Source organism: Herbidospora sp. NBRC 101105 (assembly GCF_030269205.1).
GTDB lineage: Bacteria > Actinomycetota > Actinomycetes > Streptosporangiales > Streptosporangiaceae > Herbidospora > Herbidospora solisilvae.
The window spans coordinates 77,973-101,277 of sequence record NZ_BSSX01000001.1; the positions used below are offsets into that span (position 1 = coordinate 77,973).

Consider the following 23,305-nt stretch of genomic DNA (forward strand, 5'->3'; position numbering starts at 1 on the left):
CGGCGCTCCGGCGTCGTCCAACAGGAGGTGTCATGAACGCACCGGCCGATGTGCTGGACCTGGTACGGGACGGCGCGGACCTGATCGTGCCGATCCACCACGGCGAACCGCACACCGTCATCGACGCTCTGGAAGCCCATGCCGACCGCTTGACCGACGTCCGGATCCATCAGATGGATCCCGCCCGCGAACGCGCCTACATCAACGGCCAATACCCGGGGCGGCTGAGCCACGTCAGCTACTACCTGGGACCGGGAAGCCGGCAGGCGTATTGGAACGGCACGTGTGAGCTCGTTCCGGCGCACTTCAGCGAGGTGCCCCGGCTGCTGCGCGAGTACACCCGGCACTCCCTCGTCCTGGCCGCTTCGACCATGCCCGACGAGCACGGCTACTTCAGCCTGGGCACCAATGCCGACTACGCGGCCACGTTCATCGGTGAGGTGCCGTTCTTCCTGGAGGCCAATCCGCGGATGCCGCGCACGTCCGGACAGAACCAGATCCACGTCAGCCAGGTCGCCGGCTGGTGTTCTGCCGACTACCCGCTGCAGGAGACGATGCCGGCCGCACCCGACGTCCGGGACAAGCGCATCGCGGAACTGGTGGTCGAGCGGGTGCCGGACGGGGCGTGCCTGCAGATCGGGGTCGGCCGCATCCCCAACGCGCTGCTGGCCGAGTTGTCGGGACACCGTGATCTGGGTGTGCACACCGAGGCGATGTCCGACGGTGTCATGCACCTCGCGGAACAGGGCGTGGTCACCGGCACGCGCAAGAAGCACCAGCGCAACAAACACGTCGCCGCCTTCTGCGTCGGCACCCGGCGTTTCTTCGACTGGCTCGACGGCAACGCGTCCGTGGCCATGCTGCCGGTCGACTGGGTCAACGACCCACGAGTGGTGGCCCGCGAACCCGCGATGATCTCGATCAACGCCACCAGTGAGGTCGACCTCCTGGGCCAGGCGGCCAGCGAGACCATCGCGGGTCGTTACTGGTCAGGGTCGGGAGGGCAGGCCGACTTCGCCCGCGGCGCCATGTACTCCGACGGAGGGCAGGCGTTCCTCGTCACTCACGCCGCCACCGGTGACGGCACCAGCAGAATCAAGGTCCAGCTCGGTCACGCCACCCCGGTCACCACGCTGAAGAACACCGTCGACCACGTCGTCACCGAGTACGGCATCGCCGAGCTGAGGGGCCGCAGCATCTCCCAGCGCGCCGCCGCGCTGATCGCCATAGCCCACCCCGATCACCGAGACCGGCTCGCCTACGAGGCCCGCCACGCCGGGCTGCTGCACTGAACGCGTCCACAGCGGAGAAGGGACCGGGCATGACCGATATCGCCATTCACGACACCGACACGGCCCACCAGCGGTTGTCCGCGGAGGTTCACGAACTCTGTGAGCGTTTCGGCGACGAATACTGGCGTGCCCGGGATCGCGAGCGCGCCTATCCGGAGGAGTTCGTCCGCGCCCTCACCGAGGGCGGGTACCTGTCGGTCCTCATCCCGGAGAAGTACGGGGGGCTGGGCATGGGGGTCACCGAGGGAAGCATCATCCTGCAGGAGATCAACCGTTCCGGCGGGCACTCCGCCGCCTGCCACGCCCAGATGTACACCATGGCCCCGTTGCTACGGCACGGCAGCGAGGAGCAGAGACGGCGCTATCTGCCCGAGATCGCGACGGGCCGGCTACGGCTGCAGGCGTTCTCCATCACCGAGCCGGAGGCCGGGTCCAACACCACCCAGATCCACACCATGGCGGTGCGCGACGGCGACGACTACGTGGTGACCGGCCACAAGAACTGGACCAGCCGGATCGCCCAGTCAGACCTGCTGATGCTGCTGGCCCGCACCCGTCCACCGGCGGAGGACCCCGCCGAACGGACCGAGGGCATCAGTCTCTTCCTCGTCAATCTGCGGCGGGTTCGTGCGGAGCAGCCCGGCACGCTGGTCGTCGAACCGGTCCGCACCATGTTCAACTACGCCACCAACCAGGTCTGGTACAAGGGCATGCGGATTCCCGCCGACAGCCTGATCGGCGAGGAGGGGCACGGGTTCCGCTACGTCATCGACGGTTGGAACGCCGAACGCATCCTCCTGGCCTCCGAGGCCATCGGCGACGGGTACTGGTTCCTCGACCGGGCGGTCGCCTACGCCAGGGAGCGTGACGTCTTCGGTCATCCCATCGGGGCCGACCAGGGGGTGCAGTTCCCGTTGGCCCGCGCCTACACCCAGGTCGCCGCGGCGGACCAGATGCGCACCCGCGCGGCCAACCTCTTCGACGGCGGGCAGCACAGTGGAGCCGAGGCGAACACGGCCAAGTTCCTGGCGAGCGAGGCCAGTTGGCAGGCGGCCAACGTCTGCCTGGACATTCACGGCGGCAACGGGTTCGTGGACACCTGGGACGTCGAGCGGAAGTTCCGCGAGACCCGGCTCTACCAGGTCGCCCCCGTCAACAACAATCTGATCTTGGCCTTCCTCGGACAGCACGTCCTCGGATTGCCCCGCTCCTACTGACGGCGAATCAGCCGCAGTTGGAGTCCCCGCCGGGCAGCCGGCCCGCCGCCGCGGCCCGGAGGCGGTCGGCGAACTCGTCGTAGAAGGCGGCCTCACGCGGGGCGGCCGAGCGCAGAACGGTCAGCGCGCAGGCGCGGAACACCTCGCTCAGGCGGCTGTAGTAGGGGACCTGGGGGCGCAGCAGCGCGCCGTCCATCGCGCGGCGGACGGTCAGGGCGAAGTCGCCGAACTCCGCGACGAGACTCTCCGGCTGCTCGGCGTCGCCGCGCAGGCACGTGAGGGCCTCGGTGAACTGGCGGGTCTCGTACTCGCGCACCTCGTAGGCGGCGGCGAGCACGGGCGCGTAGCTGCCGCAGGCGAACAGCCTCGCCTGGACCGCCGGGGTCGTCAGGTGTTCGACCAGGCGCTCCGCGGCGGCCCGGTTGCGCGTCTTGGGGGAGATGACCAGCACCGAACCGCCGAGCACGCCGCCCCGGGGCAGCGGCCGGTAGGAGAAGGTGAGCTTGCCGTCGGCGTCGCGGAACCGGCCGTCGAGCCAGAGCGAACGGAACACCGACGGCCAGTGGCGCATGACCATCGGGGCCGACGGGCGGGCGCTGCGGAAGGCGCGCAGGGTGTCGCTCTCGGAATGGTCCAGCGAGCCGCCGTCGATCAGGCCGGTCTTCAGCGCCTCCCGCCAGGCCTCCAGGCGGGGGCCCACGACCTCACGCAGGTCGGCGCCGCCGGGCATGTCGCCGGGGTCGGACAGCAGCGGCACGACCCCGGGGCCGATCGCCTCCACGAGGTTGACCATCGCGCCCTCGTAGTCGGCGAGCTGGGTCAGCGCCCTGCCCGGCGGTTTCCCGCCGGTCGTCCCGTCGCCCCAGATCCGCGACACCAGCGTGTCGGTCGCGCCGATCGAGTAGGCGAGCGGCACGTCGGCGGCGAACGGGACGCCGTACTGCGTCCCGTCGATCCGGCCGGCGGCGACGGACTTGGCCATGAAGGCCTGGTGGGGCAGTTCGACGGGGGAGGCGTAGCCGTTGGCGACGAACTCGGCGAGGTGCGCGACGTCGAGGATCAGGACGTCGTAGGGGCACGCGCCGTCCTGGTCGGTGGCGGCCATCTCGGCGCGGGCCTCGTCGGGGATGCGGGAGATCTCGACATACCGGGCCGTGTGGCCCTGGTCGTTCCACGCGTTGACCACGCCGCGCTGGGTGCGGTCCATGCTGTCGTCGTAGCCCGCGGCCACGGTGATCTCGTCGGCGTTCCCCGGGCAGCCGGTGGCCGGGGCCTGGTTCACGAGCGACGTCGCCGCGCTGAAGGCGACGGTCAGCGTGAAGCCGATGACGAACGGCCACACGGGATGCCTGCGGCGGGTCATCGGGGCTCCCTGAGGCGGTCGAGGGCCGTGGTGACGTCGAAGGCGGCGGCGTCCACGCAGAAGACGGCGCCGTCGCCGGACCGCAGGGCGGGCGGGCAGGCGGTGTCGCCGACGTTGACGATGTAGACCGGGGCGTCGCTCGGTTTGCCGGTCGCCTGCTCGACGACCTCGGCGGTGATGCGGCGGAGGTCGGCCTGCTTCCCGGGGCTGGTGTCGGTCACGATCACCATGACGTCCATGGGCCGGTTCCCCATGGCGGCGATGGTCGCGGCCGCGTCGAGGTCCCAGTCGCGCGGCGTCCACTGTCCCAGGTAGCCGACGATCTGGTCGCCCTGTGAGCCGGCGAGGTCGGAGGGGTAGGCGTTGTAGATCTGCGGGCGGCCGTCTCTGGACGGCCGGCGTGCGATGTCCACCGAGATCCGGTCGGTGGGGCGGAGGGCGTCGACGATCTCGCCGACCGACCGCACCGTCACCGGCAGGTGCCGCTGCATCGAGCCCGACCCGTCGAGCACCAGGGCCAGGTCGAGCCGCTGCTCCCGTCGCCCGATCGCCGCCATCGTCGCGGCCAGCGCGCCGCCGCCCGGCGCGGGACCCGCCCCGGGACTGGGCGTGGCCACGCGCGACCGCAACCACGCGGCCAGTTCGCGGACGGCCGCGTTCCTCCCGGCGCCCTCGCGGTCGGGCCAGGCCGGCCGGATCGCCCGGTAGTCGAGCACGGCCAAGGACGGAATGTCGGGAATCCACAACCGGCCGCGATTCTGGTCGCCGCCCGGGCAGATCTGGCCGGTCCGGTTGTTGTAGTCCTCCATGATGTGGCGCGGCAGCAGGAATGCGGATCGGCGCAGCAGGCTGTTGCGCCGAGATTCGTATTCGCGCTGCAGATTGCACAGCAGGGAAACGGGATCCGACTGGTCCTTCCAGAAGGCGTCGCCCATCTCCTCCGGCAGTTCCCGCATCCTGTCCTCGGCCGCCTCGGCATTCGGGAAGACGCGGCGCGCGTTCAGCCCGGCCGTGGCCGTCAGCCCGATTCCGGTGATGAGCGGATCGGGCCGGGCGAAGTTCCGGCCCGGCCCGGCGTAGAACCGGAGCACCGAATCGAGCGAGACGCCGCCGGTCTCGCGCTCGACCTGATTGCGCAGCGTCTCAGGAATGCCCACCGCGATCTCCGCGTGACCGACCTGGCCGACGTCCTCGGCGGCCACGCCGCCTGCGACCAGCAGGGTGGCGATGTCCCGGCTCTCGACGACGACCAGGTCGGGGCGGGGGCCGATCAGCCGGACGCCGTCGGGGCTGCGCCAGCCGTTGCGCAGCGCGGCCAGGAGACCGGTGACCGGTGGTGAGGCGACGACCTTCAGCCGGGTCTCGGCGCACCGGTTCACGGCCCGGTCGTCGGTGAACTCCCGCGCGAGCAGGCCGAACGCCGGGACGTCGTACGACGGCACGCTCAGCACGAGCTCGCGCGGCATCGGACACGACCCGAAGTAGGCCTGGAAGAGCCGCCCGCCGGCGGGCGCCGTCTGCGCCACCGCCAGCACCATGCCCCCGGCCACGACCCCCGCCGCGCCCATCCGCACCGACGGCCACACCCGGGCGATCAGCCGCCGCGACCTGCGGGATCCCTCTCCGCGCGGCCACCAGCGCGGAAGCCGGGCGGCCCTGCGCCGCCACCGGTCGCGCACCGGACGGTAGACCGCCGCGACCAGGATGACGCCGATGGCGATCCGGACGAACCAGCGGGCCGCGAGTTCGGCGCCGGTCACCGCCAGCGCTATCTCGGGGAGGATGCCGAGCAGGGCGATCACGGCGGCGATCCGGGCGTCGGAGCCGTCGCGTGCGCCCTCTCTGGTGCCGGGCTCTGCGTCCCCCGAAGGACTCATGGACTCCGTCGCCCCTCGCCGTGAGCTCCATCAGCTGCGGACAGAGCGTAAGCAGGGCCCGCGTCGGTTTGACGCTGAATGATGGAATTGAGACCTTTGGCGCGGGCGGCGACGAGGGCTCTGCCGGACGTCGAGGCCGGCATGACGGATTCTTCGCCAATGACAGTTTCGAATTCGGCCGCATTCGGCGGACCGCCCGTTAAGGTGGCGCTAATCGAGCAGCGGGAGGCGCTACCAATGAGGCCGACACTAATCGCGGCATTCGCCGGTGTAATGGGCGTTTCGGCCTGTAGTGCCGCTGATTCCGCCGTTGAAGTGCCGGTGCAGCGCCCGAATTCAGCGCTTTCGTGTACGTCGTTCTTCTGTCATGTCGGCGCTGATCCGGCGATTGTCGTCCACGACCTGGAATCGTCGAATCTGGGTTCGCTGAAGGCCCGGCTGACGTGGCTGGAGAAGGAGTCGTGCCTCGTCGCCGTCACCCGTGACACGACCGTCGTCCCGGTCTGGCCGAAGGACACCACGCCCGTCCGCGCCTCAGACGGACGGCGCGGTGTGCGCGTCCCGGGCAAGGGCGAGATCCTCGACGGCGACACCTTCAAGCAGGGCGGTTCGTGGCTCGCGGGCGCCGACATCTCCTCAGGATGTGGCGGTCACGATCAGTTCTTCGCCGTCGACAGCTTCGAGTCGTAGGAGCCGCGGGCGGCCAGGACGTCGCCGATGTGCGAGTCGGCCCACGCGGTGATGGCGTCGACCACGCCTTCGAGGCTGCGCCCGAGCGGGGTCAGTTCGTAGTCGACCCGGGGCGGCACCACCGCGTAGACGGTCCGGGTCACCAGGCCGTCGCGTTCGAGGCCGCGCAGCGTCTGGGTGAGCATCTTCGGGGTGACGCCGTCCATTTTCCGGGCCAGTTCGGTGAAGCGCAGCGGGCCGGTCCGCAACTGGGTCACGATCAGCACGCTCCACGCGTCGCCGATCCGGTCGAGCACCTGGCGGCTCGCGCAGTCTCTCAGGCTGTCCACCTGCTAACTATCCTCCAGGTGAGTACTGCACTTCAAGGTGCCCTCTATCGATCGGGAAGCATGACCTGACCTGCCCTGTTGCCCCCGTTACATCGTAATGAGAGGGAACGAGATGACCTACGTCGTCACCGGCGCCACCGGACCCTTCGGGCGGCTCGCCATCGAGAGCCTGCTGCGCCGCGGGGTGCCCGCCGGGGAGATCCGGGGCACCGGACGCCAGATCGAGAAGGCCGCCGACCTGGGCGTGGAGATCCGCAGGGCCGACTACGAGGACGCCGGCGCATTGCGCGAGGCCTTCGCCGGGGCGTCGCGGCTGCTGTTCGTGTCGGGATCGGAGCCGGGACGGCGGCAGGCGCAGCACGCCAACGTCGTGGCCGCCGCCGTCGACGCGGGGGTGGAGCTGGTGGCGTACACGAGCATCCTGAACGCCGCCACCTCCACGATGGACCTGGCCGAAGACCACCGGGCCACCGAGAAGCTGCTGACCGACTCGGGGCTGCGGCCGGTCTTCCTGCGCAACGGGTTCTACTACGAGGTCTACACCGCCCAGCTGCCCGCCTACCTGGAACACGGGGTCGCGGGGGCGGCCGGTGACGGGCCGATCGGCGCGGCGGCCCGCGCCGACCTCGCCGACGCCGCCGCGGCGGTGCTCACCGGCGAGCCGGACAAGGGCGTCTACGAACTGGCCGCCGAGGTGTTCACGCTGGCCGGCCTGGCCGAGCTGGTCACCGAGGTCTCCGGGAAACCGGTCGGGTACACGCCGCTGACCGGCGAGCAGTACCGCGAGGTCCTCACGGGCGCCGGGCTGCCCGGCCAGGTCGCCGACTTCGTGGTCGGCATCGACCTCGGGATCGCCGGGGGCAACCTGGCGACGTCGGGCGACGACCTGGCGAAGCTCATCGGCCGCCCGCCCGTCACGCTGCGCGAGGCGTTGGCTCAGTAGGCGAGGGCCGGGGCGGTGCGGGCCGACGTCCGCGCCGCCCAGCCCGCCAGCACTCCGAGCCCGGCCAGCGCGTAGGCGATCGTGCCCAGCCCGGTCACGTAGGCGACCGCCCCGGCGGCGGCCACGCCGAGCCACTCCCAGCGCCCGTCGAGGGCGACCAGGGCGACGAGCAGCAGGGCATACCAGGAGTAGCCGGGCGTGAGCAGCAGGAACGCGGTCCCGGTCACGACCAGCCCACCCTGCCAGGGCCGCGCCGGATCCCCCTTCCTGATCGTGTACGCCGCCACGGCCCCCATCGCCAGCACGACCACCGGCAGCGCCCAGGCGTCGGGCACCAGCAGCCGGATCAGCCCGTACCGCCCGTCGGACCCGGTCGAGTAGCCCTCCTCGGACGCGTACCCGCCCAGGTAGCCGAACACCGACGCCTCCGAGGCCAGCACGTACGGCAGATAGGCGAGGACCACCACGAGACCGGCCGGCACCAGGACGGCCATGGCGTCGCGCGGGCGGCGTACCCCCGACAGCGCGCCGGGCAGCAGGACGGCGGGGAAGAACTTCGCGGCGACGGCCCCGCCGAGCAGCGCCCCTCCGGCGAGGCGCCGCCGCGCCACCAGGCCCAGCGCCGCCACCGCCAGGAAGACCGCCAGCACGTCGGCGTGGGCGTTGTTGACCGCCTCGACCGGCACCGCCGGGCACCACGCCCACAGGCAGGCCCTGGCGCCGGCCCGCCGCACCAGCAGCAGGGTCGTCGCCGTGGCCAGCAGCAGGCCGCCCACCTGCAACGGCTTGTGACGCGACTCCGGCGGAGACAGGGTGTGCACGGCCAGGAACCAGGCCTCCGACACCGGGGGATAGATGGTCGGCACCCGCGGCCGGTTGATGCGGGTGCAGCCGCCGCCCCACAACCACGACATGTAGGCCGTCCGGCAGATCGGCCCGTCGGTGAACAACCAGTCGTCACGCAGCCCGGCCAGTTCCTCGGCGATCGGCGGGTGGTCGTACGGGGAGATCCCGGCGGCCTGCACCCGCCCGTCCCAGGCGTAGCGGTAGGAGTCGGTGCTGGTGCGCGGCGGCTCCAGCAGCCCCACCGCGCCGACCGCGAGGCCGCCCGCCACCACCAGCACGGCCGCCTTCTTCGGCGGCACCCGCCGCAGCGACCACGCCGCCGCCGCGAACAGCGCCCAGCAGACCGCGTACCAGCCGATCAGCCCGGCGGGGTCGGCCAGTTGCCCGGTCCGGGTGACGGTGACGGCCAGCGCGGCGACCAGGGCGGCCAGCAGGGCGACGGTGCGCCTCGCCGGGCCGGGCCCCGACGTCTCGTCAGGTGGCGTTGCCGTCATCGGGCGGGCGTCCGGAGCCGGGCGTGCAGATCGGCGAAGAGGGTGCACGGCGCCTGCTCGGCCACCACGCGGGCGTCGGCCGCCGTGTCGACGTCGCGCAGGGCCGGCAGCCCGCCGACCCGCAGGCCCTTGTCACGCAGGCGGGCGAGCTGGACGGCGCCGGTCTCGGCGACCGACATGGGCACGCCGAGCAGCAGCGCCGGATCGGGATCTCCGAGGCCGAGCGCCCAGAAGCCGCCGTCGTCGGCCGGGCCGAACCAGGCGTCGTGCCGGCCGAAGTTCAGTGCCGGTTCGAGCAGGTCAGGGGTGACCTGCGGGGTGTCCATACCGATCAGCAGGGCCGGGCCGGCGCAGGCGGCGAACGCGGCGGCCAGGCGCTCGTCCAGGCCGCCGCCGCACTGGGGCCGGATCTCGAAGCCGGGCGGCGTCCACGGGCCGGGGGAGCCGTCGAGCACCAGCACGTGCCGGTCGGCGGGGGTGGCCAGGGCCGCCGTCAACGTGTCGGCGAGCGCCGCCTCGGCCAGCGCGGCGGCCTCCCCCAGCGTGAACGGCGGGGTGAGCCGGGTCTTGACCCGGCCGGGCACCGGCTCCTTGGCGATCACGAGCAGGGTCGTCATCGGGCCAGCACCTTCCGCATGTCCATGACGGCCTGGAACGTTCCCCGCCAGGTGCCGGTGACCTTGGACTTCCCGCTGCGGGGCAGGTAGGGCACGTCGATCTCGCGGATGCGCCAGCCCTCGTCGGCGGCGCGCACCACCATCTCCAGCGGGTAGCCGCTGCGCCGGTCGGTGAGGTCGAGCTTGAGCAGCGCCTCCCGCCGCGCGGCGCGCAGCGGCCCGAGGTCGTGCAGGCGCAGGCCGGTCCGCCGCCGCACCATCTTCGACAACGCCCAGTTCCCGGCCCGCGCGTGCACCGGCCACGCCCCGCGCGACCGCGGCCGCCGCCGCCCCAGCACCAGGTCGTCTCCGCCGCGCAGCAGCTGGACGAACTCCGTCAGCAGCCCCGGATCGAGCGAGGCGTCACAGTCGCAGAAGCAGACGACGTCGGCCTCGGCCGCCAGCAGCCCGGCGTGGCAGGCCGCCCCGAACCCGCGCCGGGACTCGTGCACCACGGTCGCGCCGAGCGAGCGGGCGAGCTCCGCCGACCCGTCGGTCGAGCCGTTGTCCACGACCAGCGCCCGCCAGCCCGGCGGGACGCGCTCCAGCACCCACGGCAGGGCTTCGGCCTCGTTCAGGCAGGGCAGCACGACGTCCACGGTTGTTTCGATCACCCTGCCACCGTAGGAAGGACCGGCCCCGGTGGATCTCCGCGCAACGCGGGTTATGCGCGCTCATGACCTGAGGGGGGCGTGCGCGAACTCCACCACCCCGTCGCCGAACTCCACCGAGGGCTTCCACCCCAGGTCACGGCGGAGCCGCGCGGAGTCGGCCGTGATGTGCCGCACGTCGCCCAGCCGGTATTCGCCGGTCACGACCGGCATCGGGCCGCCGAACGCGGTCGCCAGCGCGGTCGCCATCTCGCCGACGGTGTGGGGGTGGCCGCTCCCGGCGTTGTAGGCGGTGTGCCGCCCCCCGGGCAGGTCCCCGACCGCGTCCAGCGCGGCCAGGTTCGCCATGGCGACGTCTCTGACGTGCACGAAGTCACGGCGCTGCCCGCCGTCCTCGAACACCCGGGGCGCCTCGCCGCGCTCCAGCGCCGACCGGAAGAACGACGCCACCCCCGCGTAGGGGGTGTCGCGCGGCATGCCGGGCCCGTAGACGTTGTGGTAGCGCAGCGACACCGCCCGCCCGCCGGTCGCCCGCGCCCACGAGGCGGCCAGATGCTCCTGGGCGAGCTTCGTGGTGGCGTAGACGTTGCGGGGGTCGACCGGGGCGTCCTCGGTGACCAGGCCGGGCGCCATCTCCGCGCCGCAGAGCGGGCAGCGCGGCTCGAACCGCCCCGCGTCGAGGTCGGCGACGTCCCGGGGCCCGGGCCGCACGACGCCGTGGCCGGGGCAGACGTAGCGGCCCTCGCCGTAGACGACCATCGACCCGGCCTGGACCAGCCGCGACACCCCCTGCCGCGCCATGGCCGCCAGGAGCACCGCGGTGCCGTGGTCGTTGCACGACACGTAGTCGGGCGCGTCGCCGAAGTCGGCGCCGAGCCCGACCATCGCGGCCTGGTGGCAGACCGCGCCGACCCCGCGCAGGGCCGTCTCCAGCGCCGCGGCGTCGCGCACGTCTCCCCGGACGAACTCGGCGTCCGGGATCTCCGGCTCACGGGGATGGGCGGCGGGCAGCAGGGCGTCGTACACGACCGGTTCGTGACCGGCGGCATTGAGGGCGGCGACGATGTGCGAGCCGATGAACCCGGCTCCTCCAGTGACGAGAACTCGCATGCCAGAAAACTACGGAATCCGCAGGTCAGCGCCGTGTTCCCGCGCCGTCGCGAAAGGGGCCGGGCGCCTCCCGTGGGGAGACGCCCGGCCATATAGCGAGCGGTTCAGCTCACCAGCACCTGGTCGAAGACCGTCGTGTTGAGCTGTCCCGCCTCATGGGAGCAGACGAAGAGCCCGATCGTCGCCGGCCCGGCGAGGGTCGCCGTGCCGATCGCCGTCCAGTCCTCGCCGTTCGCCGACCGGTAGGTGGTCACCGTCGACCCCACCCGGGACACCCGCAACCACACGGGTGCCGTGGCGGCTCCGCCGTCCGCATCGGAATTGAAGTTCGCCTGCTGGTGGATGCCGTGCGCCGGGGTCAGGAACACCCCGCTGTAGGGGGAGAGCGCCGTCGCGGCGGACTTGATCATCAGGCCCGACTTCGCCCAGTCGTCGGTGTTCTCCTGGCTGATCACGCGGGCCACGATGGTGCCGTTCGCCGGGAGGTCGCGGTAGACGTAGTGCATCTGGTCGGCCGTGCCCCACACGTCGCCGCCCGCGCCGGAGATCGTGAAGGTCCGGCCGTTGACGCTGGCCGTGCCCGCCAGGGCGGGACCGCCGACGTCGACGGAGTTCCATCCGGCGGGCAGGCCGGTGGTGTTGGCGGGGGTCACCGTCACGTCCGAGAACGTCGCCGTGGTCGTCTGGCTGCCGTCGTGGGAGACGGCGAACAGGCCGACCTGGGCGGCGGCGGCCATCGTCACCGTGCGGGCGCCGACGCGGGTCCACGTCACGCCGTCGCCGGAGTCGAAGGCGGTGAACGTGTTCCCGGCGCGGACCAGCTTCAGCCACACGCCCGGAGGGTCGAGGTCGGTCCCGGTGACGTCCTGTTCCCCGGTCGTCTGCAGGTGGACGCCGTGGTCGGCGCTCAGCAGCAGGGCGGCGTACGAGGAACCGGAGACCGAGGTCTCCTTGAACATGACTCCGGCCTTCGTCCACGCCTCGGCCCGGGTCAGCGAGTTCACCCGGGCGACGATGGTGCCGTCGCCGGTGAGCGGGCGGCGCACGAAGTGCATCTGGTCGGTGGTGCCCCAGACGTCGTCGCCACCCGCCGTGATGCTGAACACGCCGCCGAGTTCGCCGGAGGAGCCGGGCAGCACCGGGTTGCCCACGTCGCCGCCGGTCCACAACGCCGGGAGGCCCGGGTCGTCGGCCGACTCGAACGTCACGTGGTCGAAGGTGGCCGTGCCCAGGACGGTGCCGTCGCGGTGAGCGGTGACGAACATGCCCGCCGCCACCGTCTCCGGCAGGCCGGGCAGGGTGTGCTGGCCGACCAGGGTCCAGTTCTCCCCGTCGGGCGAGCGGTACGCCTTGATCACGTCGCCTTCGCGGGTCAGGCGGGCCCACGCGTCGGGGAAGGTGAACGGGCCGCCGACCACCGACGACGGGTCGGAGGTCTGGAAGTGCATGCCGTTCTCGGGGGTGACGAACAGGTCGGCGTACGACTCCGGGCCCTTGATCATCAGGCCCGCCTTGGCCCACGGCGCGGTCTCCGACTGCGAGGTTATGCGGGCGGTGATCGAGCCGTCGCCGGTCAGCGGGCGGTTGAGGAACGAGTGCTCCTCGGTGTCGGCCCACACGTCGGTGCCGCCGCCGTTGACGGTGAAGGTCCCGTTCGCCGAGTCGTAGGTCGCCGAACCGGCCGGGGTGGCGCCGTCGACGTCCGCGCGGGTCCACGGCGCGGGCACCGGGCCGACCGTCGAGCCCTGCGTGACCTGGACGTTCTCGAACGTCGCCGCGCTCAGGGCGGTCATGTCGTGGGAGCTGACCCACAGGCCGATGGTCGCCTGGGCGGCCATGGGCAGGGTGGTGGTGCCGATCGCCGTCCACACGACGCCGTCCGCGGAGCGGAAGGCGGTGAAGACGTCGCCGGTCCTGGTCAGCTTCATCCAGCCGCCCAGCGACGGGTAACCGCCGCCGTCGCCCTGGAAGTCGTACTGGAAGTGCATGCCGTTCTGGGGGGTCAGCGCCACGGCGGCGTACTTCGCCATCGGGGTGGCCGACTCCTTGATCATGACGCCGGCCTTGGCCCACGGATGGGTGTCGGTCTGCTCGGTCAGCCTGGCGATGATCGTGCCGTCGCCCTGGAGCGGCTGGAAGACGTACCGGAACTCGTCGGTCTGGTCCCAGACGTCGTTGCCGCCGCCCTTGATCGTGAACGAGCCGGCGTCGTAGTAGGTCGTCCCGGCGACGGTGCGCGGGCCGATGTCGGCGCTGGCCCACGGTGCGGGCGGCTGGGTGAGTTCGAGGAAGTCGGCCGCGTAGACGGTGTCCTCGCCGGGCGTGACGATCGTGTGGGTGAGCTCGCCCTCGTCGGACCAGCCCTGCCAGGCGTACTGCTTCCCGTTGTGGAACTGGGTCGCCGGGGCGCTCAGCACCCGCTCGACCCCCACGACCGCCTGCTCGACCTTGGTCCCGGTGAACGGCACGCCGTCCACCGTGTACGTCGGCCCGAGCGGATCGGAGGTGAAGGTCAGCTCGACCAGGTTGGGCTTCACGTCGACGAACGACGTGTGCTGGAGCCCGCCCGCGTCGGTCACCGTGAGCTGCACGCGGTACCACGTCGTGGCCACGTTGTCGGCGACGCGCGGGATCGTGAACGTGCCGCCGCGCACGCCGTTGACCGGCCCGAGGAACGGGTGCACGTGGTCGGCGTGGTGGAAGACCACCGACCACGAGAACGCCGAGGCCGGGAGCGTGCCGTCTTCGGGGTCGGTGCCGGTGGCCGCGTAGGTGATGACGTCGCCGGCGTCATACGTGGACAGCGAGACCGGGGCGGTGATCGTGCCCGTCGGCCGCCGGTTGCCGACGGTGACCTTGACCGTCGCCTGCGTCGACTTCGCGCCGTCGCTGACGGTCAGCGTGACGTCGTAGACGCCGTTGGCCGTGTACGTGTGCGTCGGGCTCGGCTCGGTCGAGGTGGTGCCGTCTTTGAAGTCCCACAGGTACGTCACGTCGTCGCCCTCGTCGGGGTCGCCCGACCCGAGCGACGAGAAGTGCACCTCCAGCGGCCCGAGGCCGTCGGAGGGCGTCGCGGCCGCCTTGGCCACCGGCGCGCGGTTGCCGCCCGAGGGGGCGATCCTGTAGAAGGCGCCCGGGTAGATGTTGAGCTGGTAGAGGTTCCCGTCGGGGCCGGTGGAGAGCTGCACCGGCGTGCCGGCGTTCAGGTCGAAGTCGTTGACCGAGATGACGCTCTTGAACTCCTCGTCCATCTTCAGGTACTTGATGAACCCGAGCGTGTAGTCGGCGAAGAAGACCGCGTTGTCGTACTCGTCCGGGAACGTCCCTCCGGTGTAGATCTCCAGCGAGGTCACCGACCCGGCCGCGGCCGGGGGAGCGGTGTGCGGGTAGGTGTGGACGGGGTTGGCGTAGCCGCATCCGGCGCAGAAGCCCTCCGCGAGGGGCCAGCCGTAGTTGGCGCCCTTCTCGATGAGGTTGATCTCCTCCCACTCCGAGCCGCCGACGTCGCCGGTGAGGATCTTCCCGGCGTTGGGGCCGTCCGGCACCACGTCCCAGCGGAACGGGTTGCGCAGGCCGTAGGCCCAGATGGAGCGCTCGGCTCCCGGGGTGGCCGCGAACGGGTTGTCGGGCGGGATCGTGCCGTCCTTGTTGACGCGCAGGATCTTGCCGTGGGGCGTGCCGAGGTTCTGCGAGTTGGGGTTGTAGGTGTTCATCCCGAGCGACCAGTACAACTTGCCGTCCGGGAGGAAGCGCAGCTCGCCGCCGTGGTGGAACACGTTCGACTGCTGGTTCGACTGGATGAGCACCAGCTCCGAGGCCGCCGCGATGGTGTCGCCGGTGACGGTGAAGCGGCTCAGCCGGTTGAAGTTGTCGCTGCGGGTGTAGGCGACGTAGACGTGGTGGTTGGTGGCGAAGTCGGGGTCGAGCTCCAGCCCGAGCAGGCCGCGCTCGTCGGCGTTCGCGGTGGGCAGGGTGATCATCGGCGCCGTCTGGAGCACGCCGTTCTTGATGAGGCGGATGGCGCCGTTCTTCTCGCCGATGAGGATGCGGCCGTCCGGCGCGAACCGGAAGGCCGTCGGCATGTCCAGGCCGTCGGCGAGCAGGGTCTTGTCGAACTCCACCGGCGGCGCGGCCTGGGCCGCCGGCGCGGGAACGACGACGAGCACGAGGAGGAGCAGTAAGGCGGTGAGGGTGCGCATGGTGGTACCTAGTCGGTGAGGGCAGGCAACGGGGCCTTGGCGGGGCGGCCGGCGGTCTCTTCCTCGTGCGCCGACGCGTGGTCGACGAGCCCGTGCTCGGTGAGCTCCCAGTAGTGCCGCCGCGACGGGCGCAGGAGCTGGAAGAAGGCCTTGTACGCCGCGACGCTCATCAGGCCCCAGTAGAGGGGGACGGTGAGCATCGCCCGGACCGCGCGGTGGAGCCCCCGCTCCATGCAGCCGGTCATCAGGCAGTACATCATCAGGAAGTTGCCGAGGATCATCGTCAGCACGCCGAGGTAGAGCACCACGGCGGGGAACAGCGCCTCGATGTACTGCGTGCCGGTGAAGACGTAGACCAGCGTCATCAGCCAGAAGAACGGGTTGACCAGCGTCGTGAACGTGGAGAACCCGAGGGTCAGGTGGAAGGCGATCCAGCGGCGGGTGCCGAGCTCCCGCCACAACTTGACCGGGTGGCGGGTGTGCACCAGCCACGTCTGGATGTAGCCCTTGATCCACCGCGACCGCTGCCGCACCCAGTTGCCCAGGTGGCTGTTGGCCTCCTCCTCGGTGACCGACACCATCATGCGCACGTCCCAGCCGCGCCGGGCGATGCGGATGCCGAGGTCGGCGTCCTCGGTGACGTTGTAGGCGTCCCAGCCGCCCAGCGCGCGCAGCGCGTCGGTGCGGAAGTGGTTGGACGTGCCGCCGAGCGGGATGGCCAGGCGGTGCCGGTCGAGGCCGCGCAGCGACAGGGAGAAGTTGGTGGCGTACTCGGCCGCGAAGCACCGGGTGAGCCAGTTCGTCCACGGGTTCCAGTACTGCAGCTCGGCCTGCACGCAGACCACGCGGTCGGCCAGCAGCCGGAACGCCAGCACCGACTTGCGGAGCTGGTCGGGGTCGGGCCGGTCCTCGGCGTCGTAGATGACGCAGAACTCCCCGCGTGCCTTCTCCAGCCCGACGTTGCACGCCTTCGGCTTCGTCTTCGGGTTGGAGTGAGGAATGATCACGACCTCGAACTGCGGCAGCAGGTCGATGGTGGCCAGGGCGCCGCGGGTGGCGTCGTCGTCCTCCTCGATCAGCAGCAGGATCTGCAGCTTCTCCGGCGGGTAGTCCATCTGGGACAGCCGCTCCAGCAGGAACGGCAGCACCTCCGCCTCCCGGTGCAGCGGCACCAGGACGGTGTAGACCGGCAGCATCTCCCGGGGGATGGTGTCGATGTCGGAGGGCTCGAAGCGGAGCACCGGCGAGCCCCACGCGCCCAGCACCATGGCCAGCTTGAAGGCGATGACGGCGACGTAGACCGCGGTGACGAGCGCGACGGCGGCCTGGCCGTACCAGACCGGGCCGGGGCCCCAGCCGGTGAACACGTGCAGCGCGAGCGCGCCGGCCAGCAGGGCGATCACCAGTGTGCCGGTGACCGCCTGGCCCCGGCTGAGCAGGCGGCGCGCGCTCAGTTCGTCGGGAATGACGGCGGTGGGGGTCATCGCACGGGCTCCGTTCGGATGGCGCGGTAGATCAGGCGGTCGGCGTCCTGGTAGAGGAGCTGGTAGTTCTCGTTGAGGACCGGGGTGCCGTGCAGGGACTTGTAGACGCCGTCCTCGGCGCCCTTGGACGAGCGCATGTAGATCCAGCGCACCTTGCTCGTGACGGGGTCTTCGAGCGCCGGTTCCCACATCCGGAACGAGCCCTCGTAGATGATCTCCCCGAGGGGCAGCTGCGACTGGAAGGTGACGAGCTCGTTGCCGAAGTTCTGCATCAGCACCCGCCCGCCGTCGTAGTTCTCCTTCAGCCAGGTGGCCGAGCCGACGTCGATCCGGCCGCCGGGGGAGTTCAGGTAGGCCACCGGTTCCTCCAGGGTCTTGGTGCCCGGCACCGCCAGCACCGTGGCCGCCACGGCGACCGCCAGGAACGGCCGCGCCTGCTTGACGTACGCCACCAGGAACCCCGCGAACACCGCCGCGCCCAGCGCCATGACCATGCCGAACCGCACGTTGTAGAGGTCGCCGTGGATCTCGGCGACGTGCAGCGGGCGCTGCCCGGCGTACAGGGTGAAGACGTAGAACGGCAGGAACCCGAGCAGGGCGTACGGCGCCAGCGTGGCCGCGTGGATCCGGTGGCGGGCGAAGTAGAGGACCACGCCCAGCGCGGCCAGGCCCAGCGTCACGTAGCCGATGTCGTCGGCCATCGCGATCAGGTAGGTCTGGGCCGAGACGACGAGGTCGCCGACCGTCTGGTCGCCGTCGGTGACCCAGAGAGACGGCTTGGCGTACTCGCCGACCTGCCAGTAGAGCGGGTGGCCGAAGATGATCCAGTTCCACCCGCACCAGGCGGCGATGCCGCTGTAGGCGATCACCGAGAAGAAGATCAGGTTCGCCTCGATGTGGGTGTAGCCGCGCCACCGGCGCAGCGCCGTGTAGCCCACGACGCAGGTGACCGCCAGGCACAGCACCCAGCCCTCGTACCGGGTGAGCGTCGCGAGAACGGTCCACATCGAGGAGAGGGCGATCTGGCCGTAGCGGCCGGTCCGGCACCACTCCTGGAGGTGGTAGACCGCGCCCGCGATGCAGGCGAACAGCAGCGACTCGGTCATCGGGGTGGCCTGCAGGTACAGGGCGTTGGTGTTCAGCGCGAACACCGCGGCCGCCGCCACGCCGGCCCAGCGGGTGCCCGCCATGCCGTCGGCGATCTTGTACAGGTACCGCACCGTGATGACGAACGAGATCATCGAGCCGATGCTGGAGGCGAGGCCGGTCGTGTAGAAGAACTCGATCCACACCAGCGGCACCGCGAGGACGTGCGGCAACGGAAGCCACACGCCACCGAGCTGGGCGACGCCGGCGGTCGGGCTGTCGACCACGCGCGCCGCGATCAGGACGTGCGAGACCGCGTCCTTGTAGCTGAGGACGACGCCCTGGTTGAAGTAGTAGACCGCCGCCACGACCGACAGGACGGCCGCGAGGCCGGTCACCACGGCCAGCAGCGGGTCGGCGGGGGTGAGCGCCCGGCGGGTGCGGCGCCACTTCAGGCCGTCCCTGACCAGGTCGCGGTAGACGCCGGCGAGGCTGGTGAGCGAGCGCAGGATGACCCTGATCGACGCGCCGGTCTGGTGGCCGTGCTGGCGCGGGTAGTGGTTGACCGGGTGTTCGACGATGCGCGTGTGGCCCGCGCCGATCTTGGCGAGCAGCTCCGGCGAGATCGCCGCGGCCTCGCCGGTCAGCGTCAGGTCGTCGAGGAGCTTGCGGTCGAGCAGTTTGTAGGCGCAGTCGACGTCACGGCTGCGGGTGCGCAGCAGCACCCGGCTCAGCTGGGTCCAGATCCAGGCGTTGACCTTCCGCATGGCGGGGTCGGCGCGGTGCTTGCGGTAGCCGATCACTCCGTCGGCGCGCTCGTCGCGCTGCACCTGGAGGAAGGTCAGCAGGTCGTCGGCCCGGAACTGGCCGTCGGAGTCGGTGAGCAGGATGCGCCGCATGTCGGTCTGGTCGAGGGCGGTCGCGATGCCGGTGCGGACCGCCGCGCCGTATCCCTGGTTGAACTGGTGGTGGACGGCGAGCACCCGTCCGGGGTAGAGCTCGGCGAGCTCGTCGAGCACCCGTCCGGTCCCGTCGGGGGAGCCGTCGTTGACGACGACGATCCGGTGCTCCATGCCGGCCAGCGTGCCGAGGAAGTCCTCGACCGTTGTCCGGAGGTTCTCTTCTTCGTTGTACGCGGGCATGACGACGGTCACGCCCTCGGTGTACAGGCGCGCGGCCCGGGGCGGCGCGCTGGGAATCTCGAGGGTCACGCGAGGGCCTCGGCCTTCTCTCGGGCCTTCTCACGGGTGGCGAATACGAACTTGTCACATATGAGATAGGTGACAATCGTGCCGATCAGGACACCGGTCGCAGCGGAAATGACAGTGGGCAGATATGGGTGAACCAGGGCGAAAACGCCGGTATTGACGGCGAGCGACAGGAGCGCCGTGCCGTTGTAGCCCGACCATCGCCTGACGGTCAGCGGGAAGCGGCGGTCCCCCCAGGTGAACTTCGAGCTCAACACGAAGTTGAGCTGGGCTGACAGGAGAAAACCGATGGCATCGGCGGGGGTCCATGGGACGCCGGCCGATGCCATTGCGGTCATCGCGAGGTACTGGACTCCGAAGCAGAAACCACCCACCAGGAGAAATCGCACCACACGTAAGTGATAATCCGGAACAATCGCCACTCGTCCCCCACGGCTTGTGCCTGGTGATCGCGGATTGGTACGTGCCAAGCGTCATGAAGTTTCATGACATGCGCGGAAGAGTGGCGTTATCGCAGCGTGAACTATAGCTAGCGAGAACTTCTGTAGAGAAGTTAAGTATATGAACTTCTGACCACGCCAAATGACAATGGCGTGTAGGCCGAATTCCCGTCTTGGAACGGTCCCGGCAGGTCAGGACGGGCCTTCGTCGGCCGGTGGAGTCAAGGTGTGGATTAACGGTGGCGTGTCCTGGCGGGCGTGGGGGACCCGCCAGGACACGCACCGCTCCGCGCGGCGCGGCGAGGATGCCGACGACCCCGGCGAGGGATGGGGTCGTAGGCGCCGCTAATCGCGCGGAGTCACTGGGGCACCGTCGTCCTCTTCGAGCGGTGCGCGGTAGTGGCGTTCGATCAACCGGGCCGCGCCCACCGGGTCGTCGGACGGATGCGTCATCTCGTGACCATCCTCATTCCAGACGAACGACCCGTGCTTGCACCAAACAGTCAGATCGGCCGATACCGACAGAACGGACATCCCATTTCCGTTGCTCTGGTAGGTGTGGGTGAAGCCCTGGCGATGCAGCGCGTACCTCAGGAGTCGCGTCGCCTCACAGGGATCGCGCCAGGGCAGGTAGGGCCTACCCGTACGGACCGCCAACACCGGCCCACCCCCATTGGATGGATTTGTACCAACGTTTGGATAATGCGGCGCTCACGCCGTGGGGTCAAGTGGTTGTTCCAAGTTAGACCGAGATCGTCTAGATTTGTTGGCACAAAAGGGTGGATTGAGGAAAGATGGCACGATCGTCGCTCTACCAGCAGGTGGCCGCCGAACTCCGGAAGGCCATCTACTCGGGTGAGTTCCGCCCGGGTGATCAGATCCCCACCGAGACCGAGCTCATGGACGGCCATCAGGTCAGCCGCAACACGGTCCGCCTGGCCCTGGGTGAGCTGGAGAACGAGGGCCTCATCCTCCGCATGCGCCGGCGCGGCACCTTCGTCCGGGAACGCCGGCCGCTTCTCATGCGCCCGCAGGACGAGCTGTTACCCCTCGGCGGCGACCTGCCGCGCTTCGACGCCTTCGTGCACGCCGTCACCTCCGAGGGGCGGGTGGCCGAGCAGAACATAGAAGTGCAGATCGTGCAGCCGCCCCCCGACGTCGCCACCCGCCTCGAACTGGTCGAGGAGGACGCCCACACGGTGGTGCGCCGCCGGCTGCGTTACGTGGACGGCCAGCCGTACAACACGAACGACTCGTACTACCCGCTCAAGCTGGTCGCCGGCTCCGAGATCGTGCGTCCCGGCAACATCACCCGCGGGGCCAACCGGGTCCTGGAGGAACTGGGACACCCTCAGGTCCGCTTTGTCGACGATATTTCGGCACGTATGCCAACTCCGGATGAATCGACACGTCTACAGCTAGAACCCGGTACACCAGTTGTCGTCTATGTCCGTGTTGGGTACGACCCTGACGAAGCACCCGTCCGGGTCGCCGTGTCGGTGCTCCCCGCCGACAAGCATCTGATCAGGTACGAGCTGGAACGTCATTGACCGAACTCAGGCCGTCCGTCTAGGACCGCCTCACCTGTGGTCGCGCCGCGAGCGCCCCCCGGGCCGCGCTCGGGGTGGCGCCAGCCTGTGCGTCAAACGCCGCCACCGCAGGTATCAGGCCTGCCTTCTCGCGCTGGGCCGTTAATTACGGACGGTTAGTCCCCCATTTCGTCCAATCAGGTCGCGCTTTAGGGGCGACGGCTGCCGTGCGCACCTAATTGGTCACTCTCAGTAATCACAGGTAAACCCGCAGCAACGAAGGGATCCCCCATGCGCATCGACACCCTTAACCTCTCCGCAGAACTTGTGCTTCGCCGGGCGGACGGCACCGACCTCCCCGACGTGCTCACTCTTCTCGCGGACGCGGCGCGGTGGCTAGAGGAGCTCGGCGTGCGCCAGTGGCCGAGCGGCGGTTTCCCGGCCGCGCGCATCACCCCGCTCATCGACGAGGGCGTGCTCTACGTCCTGACCGTGGGTGACGAAACGGCCGCCGTGATGGCGCTGGACGACCACGCCGACGCCGAGTTCTGGACACCGTCCGACCGTCCGGAATCGGCGTTCTACGTCCACAAGCTCGCGGTGAGCCGGGCCCACTCGGGCCGGGGGCTCGGCGAGGTGCTGCTCGACTGGGCGGGCCTGCGCGCCCTGGCGGCCGGGCGGCGGCACGTGCGGCTCGACTGCTCCAAGGAGAACCGCCGCCTCCAGGGCTACTACCTGGGACAGCGGTTCCGGCACGTCCGCACGGTCGACCTCCCGCACCGCGCCTCGGGGGCGTTGTTCGAACGGCCGGCGGGGCTGCGCGGCGGCCGGACCGAGGTGAAGGTGCGCGACCTCACCGCGGCCGGAAAGGTCCTGCTGACCCACTGAAGAGGCGCAACAGGACCCGCTACTGTTCCCCCATGACCGGACCGTTGCTTGAAGTCATCGCTCTCGACGTGCGCGACGCCGTGGCCGCAGAAGAGGGCGGCGCGGATCGCCTTGAGGTCGTGGCCGACATGTCCGCCGGCGGGCTCACCCCGCCGGCGGAGACGGTCGCCGCCATCGCCGAGAAGTGCACGTTGCCGCAGATGGTGATGGTCCGGCTCGACGCCGGTTTCACCGCGGGCGACGAGGAGCTGGCCCGGCTGCGCGCCCAGGTGCGCGAGATGGCCGAGGCGGGCGCGGCCGGTTTCGTGTTCGGTTTCCTCACCGCCGAGGGGGCCGTCGACCTGGCGGCCACCGAGGCGCTGATCCACGCGGCGGCCCCGCTGCCGTGGACCTTCCACCGCGCGGTCGACCACGCGGCCGACGTCCAGGCGGCCTGGCGGGCCGTGCGGCTGCTGCCCAACCTGGCCACGATCCTGACCTCGGGTTCCCCGCGCGGCGTCGGCGAGGGACTGCCGGTGCTGCGCACGCGGGCCGAGGCGGGCGACGCGGCGCTGATCATGGCCGGGGGAGGGTTGTCGTTCGACCACGTCCCGGTGCTGCTCGACTACGGCGTCAAGGCCTTCCACATCGGCAGCGCGGCCCGTGAGTCGTGGCTCTCGGCGGTCGACCCCCGGCGGGTGGCCCGCTGGCGGGCGCTACTCGACGCCTAGCTCCCGCAGGCGGGCCAGCAGCTCGTCGCGTTCGCGACGGAGCCGGATGACCTCGAATTCGAGCTCGATGATCCGGCGGATGGCCGCCAGGGTCATGCCCTCGCCCATCAGGACGACCACCTGCCGGATCTGACCGATGTCGTGCCGGCTGTAGCGGCGCTGGCCGCCGGCCGAGCGCTGGGGGGAGACCACCTGCTGCTGGTCGATGCGGCGCAGGAACGCCTGCTGCACCTCCAGCATCGAGGCGACCTGCCCCACACTGAACATGGGGGCGAACTCGTCGTCCATGGCCGACAGGCCGACGGGGTAGCCCCCCGATGGTTCGGCGCTCAT

The 23,305-nt window shown here is 70.6% G+C and carries 20 protein-coding genes; 7 read left to right on the forward strand and 13 right to left on the reverse strand.

The annotated features are described in order from the left end of the window. Positions 1-32: 32 nt before the first annotated feature. Both QSK34_RS00350 and QSK34_RS00355 read left to right on the forward strand, forming a co-directional pair. Positions 33-1,292, forward strand: coding sequence for an acetyl-CoA hydrolase/transferase family protein (locus tag QSK34_RS00350; RefSeq protein WP_285578630.1), 1,260 nt, complete (start codon positions 33-35; stop codon positions 1,290-1,292). 29 nt (positions 1,293-1,321) lie between these two features. After that, positions 1,322-2,509, forward strand: coding sequence for an acyl-CoA dehydrogenase family protein (locus tag QSK34_RS00355; RefSeq protein ID WP_285578632.1), 1,188 nt, complete (start codon positions 1,322-1,324; stop codon positions 2,507-2,509). 7 nt (positions 2,510-2,516) lie between these two features. Here QSK34_RS00355 and QSK34_RS00360 read toward each other — a convergent pair whose 3' ends face one another. Both QSK34_RS00360 and QSK34_RS00365 read right to left on the reverse strand, forming a co-directional pair. Further along, positions 2,517-3,872, reverse strand: a complete 1,356-nt coding sequence (locus QSK34_RS00360; protein ID WP_285578634.1) for an extracellular solute-binding protein — start codon at positions 3,870-3,872, stop codon at positions 2,517-2,519. After that, complete coding sequence (locus QSK34_RS00365; protein WP_285578636.1) at positions 3,869-5,749, reverse strand: vWA domain-containing protein; 1,881 nt, start codon at positions 5,747-5,749, stop codon at positions 3,869-3,871. The genes QSK34_RS00360 and QSK34_RS00365 overlap by 4 nt, the downstream gene beginning before the upstream one ends. 273 nt (positions 5,750-6,022) lie before the next feature. On the opposite strand from QSK34_RS00365, the gene QSK34_RS00370 reads away from it, so the two are divergent. Continuing rightward, entirely contained in the window at positions 6,023-6,439 is a 417-nt protein-coding gene (locus tag QSK34_RS00370) for a hypothetical protein (RefSeq protein WP_285578639.1), read from the forward strand. On the opposite strand, the gene QSK34_RS00375 is transcribed toward QSK34_RS00370, so the two are convergent. Beyond that, on the reverse strand, positions 6,406-6,768 hold the full coding sequence (locus QSK34_RS00375; RefSeq protein WP_285578641.1) for a winged helix-turn-helix transcriptional regulator: 363 nt from the start codon (positions 6,766-6,768) through the stop codon (positions 6,406-6,408). The genes QSK34_RS00370 and QSK34_RS00375 overlap by 34 nt on opposite strands. Positions 6,769-6,880: 112 nt before the next feature. On the opposite strand from QSK34_RS00375, the gene QSK34_RS00380 reads away from it, so the two are divergent. Beyond that, a complete protein-coding gene (locus QSK34_RS00380) occupies positions 6,881-7,711 on the forward strand; it encodes an NAD(P)H-binding protein (RefSeq protein ID WP_285578643.1) in 831 nt (276 codons plus the stop codon). Here the strand turns inward: QSK34_RS00380 and QSK34_RS00385 are convergent. The 9 genes from QSK34_RS00385 to QSK34_RS00425 form a co-directional block, all read right to left on the reverse strand. Next, positions 7,705-9,051: a glycosyltransferase 87 family protein gene (locus tag QSK34_RS00385; RefSeq protein ID WP_285578645.1), complete on the reverse strand. Its 1,347-nt coding sequence runs from the start codon at positions 9,049-9,051 to the stop codon at positions 7,705-7,707. The genes QSK34_RS00380 and QSK34_RS00385 overlap by 7 nt on opposite strands. Beyond that, the gene (locus QSK34_RS00390; protein WP_285578647.1) at positions 9,048-9,668 is read right to left on the reverse strand and encodes a TIGR04282 family arsenosugar biosynthesis glycosyltransferase; all 621 of its coding nucleotides are present in this window, start codon (positions 9,666-9,668) and stop codon (positions 9,048-9,050) included. The genes QSK34_RS00385 and QSK34_RS00390 overlap by 4 nt, the downstream gene beginning before the upstream one ends. Then, positions 9,665-10,321 (reverse strand): glycosyltransferase family 2 protein, encoded by a 657-nt coding sequence (locus QSK34_RS00395; RefSeq protein ID WP_285578649.1) that lies wholly within the window; start codon positions 10,319-10,321, stop codon positions 9,665-9,667. The genes QSK34_RS00390 and QSK34_RS00395 overlap by 4 nt, the downstream gene beginning before the upstream one ends. A 60-nt stretch (positions 10,322-10,381) precedes the next feature. Continuing rightward, positions 10,382-11,428 (reverse strand): NAD-dependent epimerase/dehydratase family protein, encoded by a 1,047-nt coding sequence (locus tag QSK34_RS00400; protein ID WP_285578651.1) that lies wholly within the window; start codon positions 11,426-11,428, stop codon positions 10,382-10,384. Between the two features lie 104 nt (positions 11,429-11,532). After that, positions 11,533-15,627 (reverse strand): PQQ-dependent sugar dehydrogenase, encoded by a 4,095-nt coding sequence (locus tag QSK34_RS00405; RefSeq protein ID WP_285578653.1) that lies wholly within the window; start codon positions 15,625-15,627, stop codon positions 11,533-11,535. An 8-nt stretch (positions 15,628-15,635) separates the two neighbouring features. Continuing rightward, positions 15,636-17,111: a glycosyltransferase gene (locus tag QSK34_RS00410; RefSeq protein ID WP_081898235.1), complete on the reverse strand. Its 1,476-nt coding sequence runs from the start codon at positions 17,109-17,111 to the stop codon at positions 15,636-15,638. Next, positions 17,108-19,408, reverse strand: a complete 2,301-nt coding sequence (locus tag QSK34_RS00415) for a glycosyltransferase family 2 protein (RefSeq protein WP_285578657.1) — start codon at positions 19,406-19,408, stop codon at positions 17,108-17,110. The genes QSK34_RS00410 and QSK34_RS00415 overlap by 4 nt, the downstream gene beginning before the upstream one ends. Further along, entirely contained in the window at positions 19,405-19,827 is a 423-nt protein-coding gene (locus QSK34_RS00420) for a GtrA family protein (RefSeq protein ID WP_161480543.1), read from the reverse strand. Before QSK34_RS00420 ends, QSK34_RS00415 begins: the two co-directional genes overlap by 4 nt. A 363-nt stretch (positions 19,828-20,190) precedes the next feature. Then, positions 20,191-20,379, reverse strand: coding sequence for a hypothetical protein (locus QSK34_RS00425; protein WP_156045185.1), 189 nt, complete (start codon positions 20,377-20,379; stop codon positions 20,191-20,193). A 260-nt stretch (positions 20,380-20,639) separates the two neighbouring features. On the opposite strand from QSK34_RS00425, the gene QSK34_RS00430 reads away from it, so the two are divergent. From QSK34_RS00430 to QSK34_RS00440, 3 genes are all read left to right on the forward strand, one after another. Further along, positions 20,640-21,395, forward strand: a complete 756-nt coding sequence (locus tag QSK34_RS00430; RefSeq protein ID WP_285578662.1) for a GntR family transcriptional regulator — start codon at positions 20,640-20,642, stop codon at positions 21,393-21,395. A 270-nt stretch (positions 21,396-21,665) separates the two neighbouring features. After that, positions 21,666-22,262 carry a GNAT family N-acetyltransferase gene (locus QSK34_RS00435; RefSeq protein ID WP_285578664.1) on the forward strand — a complete coding sequence of 199 codons (597 nt, stop codon included), beginning with the start codon at positions 21,666-21,668 and terminating at the stop codon, positions 22,260-22,262. A gap of 32 nt (positions 22,263-22,294) precedes the next feature. Next, positions 22,295-22,972 carry a copper homeostasis protein CutC gene (locus QSK34_RS00440; RefSeq protein ID WP_285578666.1) on the forward strand — a complete coding sequence of 226 codons (678 nt, stop codon included), beginning with the start codon at positions 22,295-22,297 and terminating at the stop codon, positions 22,970-22,972. Here QSK34_RS00440 and QSK34_RS00445 read toward each other — a convergent pair. Next, a complete protein-coding gene (locus QSK34_RS00445) occupies positions 22,958-23,305 on the reverse strand; it encodes a MerR family transcriptional regulator (protein WP_285578668.1) in 348 nt (115 codons plus the stop codon). The genes QSK34_RS00440 and QSK34_RS00445 overlap by 15 nt on opposite strands.

What these genes read in the sequence shown, in the direction of transcription:
- QSK34_RS00380 (WP_285578643.1), top strand. Translation starts at nt 6,881, where the DNA reads ATGACCTACGTCGTCACCGGCGCCACCGGACCCTTCGGGCGGCTCGCC.
- QSK34_RS00365 (WP_285578636.1), bottom strand. Translation starts at nt 5,749, where the DNA reads ATGAGTCCTTCGGGGGACGCAGAGCCCGGCACCAGAGAGGGCGCACGC.
- QSK34_RS00370 (WP_285578639.1), top strand. Translation starts at nt 6,023, where the DNA reads ATGGGCGTTTCGGCCTGTAGTGCCGCTGATTCCGCCGTTGAAGTGCCG.
- QSK34_RS00435 (WP_285578664.1), top strand. Translation starts at nt 21,666, where the DNA reads ATGCGCATCGACACCCTTAACCTCTCCGCAGAACTTGTGCTTCGCCGG.
- QSK34_RS00355 (WP_285578632.1), top strand. Translation starts at nt 1,322, where the DNA reads ATGACCGATATCGCCATTCACGACACCGACACGGCCCACCAGCGGTTG.
- QSK34_RS00390 (WP_285578647.1), bottom strand. Translation starts at nt 9,668, where the DNA reads ATGACGACCCTGCTCGTGATCGCCAAGGAGCCGGTGCCCGGCCGGGTC.
- QSK34_RS00350 (WP_285578630.1), top strand. Translation starts at nt 33, where the DNA reads ATGAACGCACCGGCCGATGTGCTGGACCTGGTACGGGACGGCGCGGAC.
- QSK34_RS00425 (WP_156045185.1), bottom strand. Translation starts at nt 20,379, where the DNA reads ATGTCCGTTCTGTCGGTATCGGCCGATCTGACTGTTTGGTGCAAGCAC.
- QSK34_RS00445 (WP_285578668.1), bottom strand. Translation starts at nt 23,305, where the DNA reads ATGAGCGCCGAACCATCGGGGGGCTACCCCGTCGGCCTGTCGGCCATG.
- QSK34_RS00410 (WP_081898235.1), bottom strand. Translation starts at nt 17,111, where the DNA reads ATGACCCCCACCGCCGTCATTCCCGACGAACTGAGCGCGCGCCGCCTG.
- QSK34_RS00400 (WP_285578651.1), bottom strand. Translation starts at nt 11,428, where the DNA reads ATGCGAGTTCTCGTCACTGGAGGAGCCGGGTTCATCGGCTCGCACATC.
- QSK34_RS00360 (WP_285578634.1), bottom strand. Translation starts at nt 3,872, where the DNA reads ATGACCCGCCGCAGGCATCCCGTGTGGCCGTTCGTCATCGGCTTCACG.
- QSK34_RS00385 (WP_285578645.1), bottom strand. Translation starts at nt 9,051, where the DNA reads ATGACGGCAACGCCACCTGACGAGACGTCGGGGCCCGGCCCGGCGAGG.
- QSK34_RS00405 (WP_285578653.1), bottom strand. Translation starts at nt 15,627, where the DNA reads ATGCGCACCCTCACCGCCTTACTGCTCCTCCTCGTGCTCGTCGTCGTT.
- QSK34_RS00440 (WP_285578666.1), top strand. Translation starts at nt 22,295, where the DNA reads ATGACCGGACCGTTGCTTGAAGTCATCGCTCTCGACGTGCGCGACGCC.
- QSK34_RS00430 (WP_285578662.1), top strand. Translation starts at nt 20,640, where the DNA reads ATGGCACGATCGTCGCTCTACCAGCAGGTGGCCGCCGAACTCCGGAAG.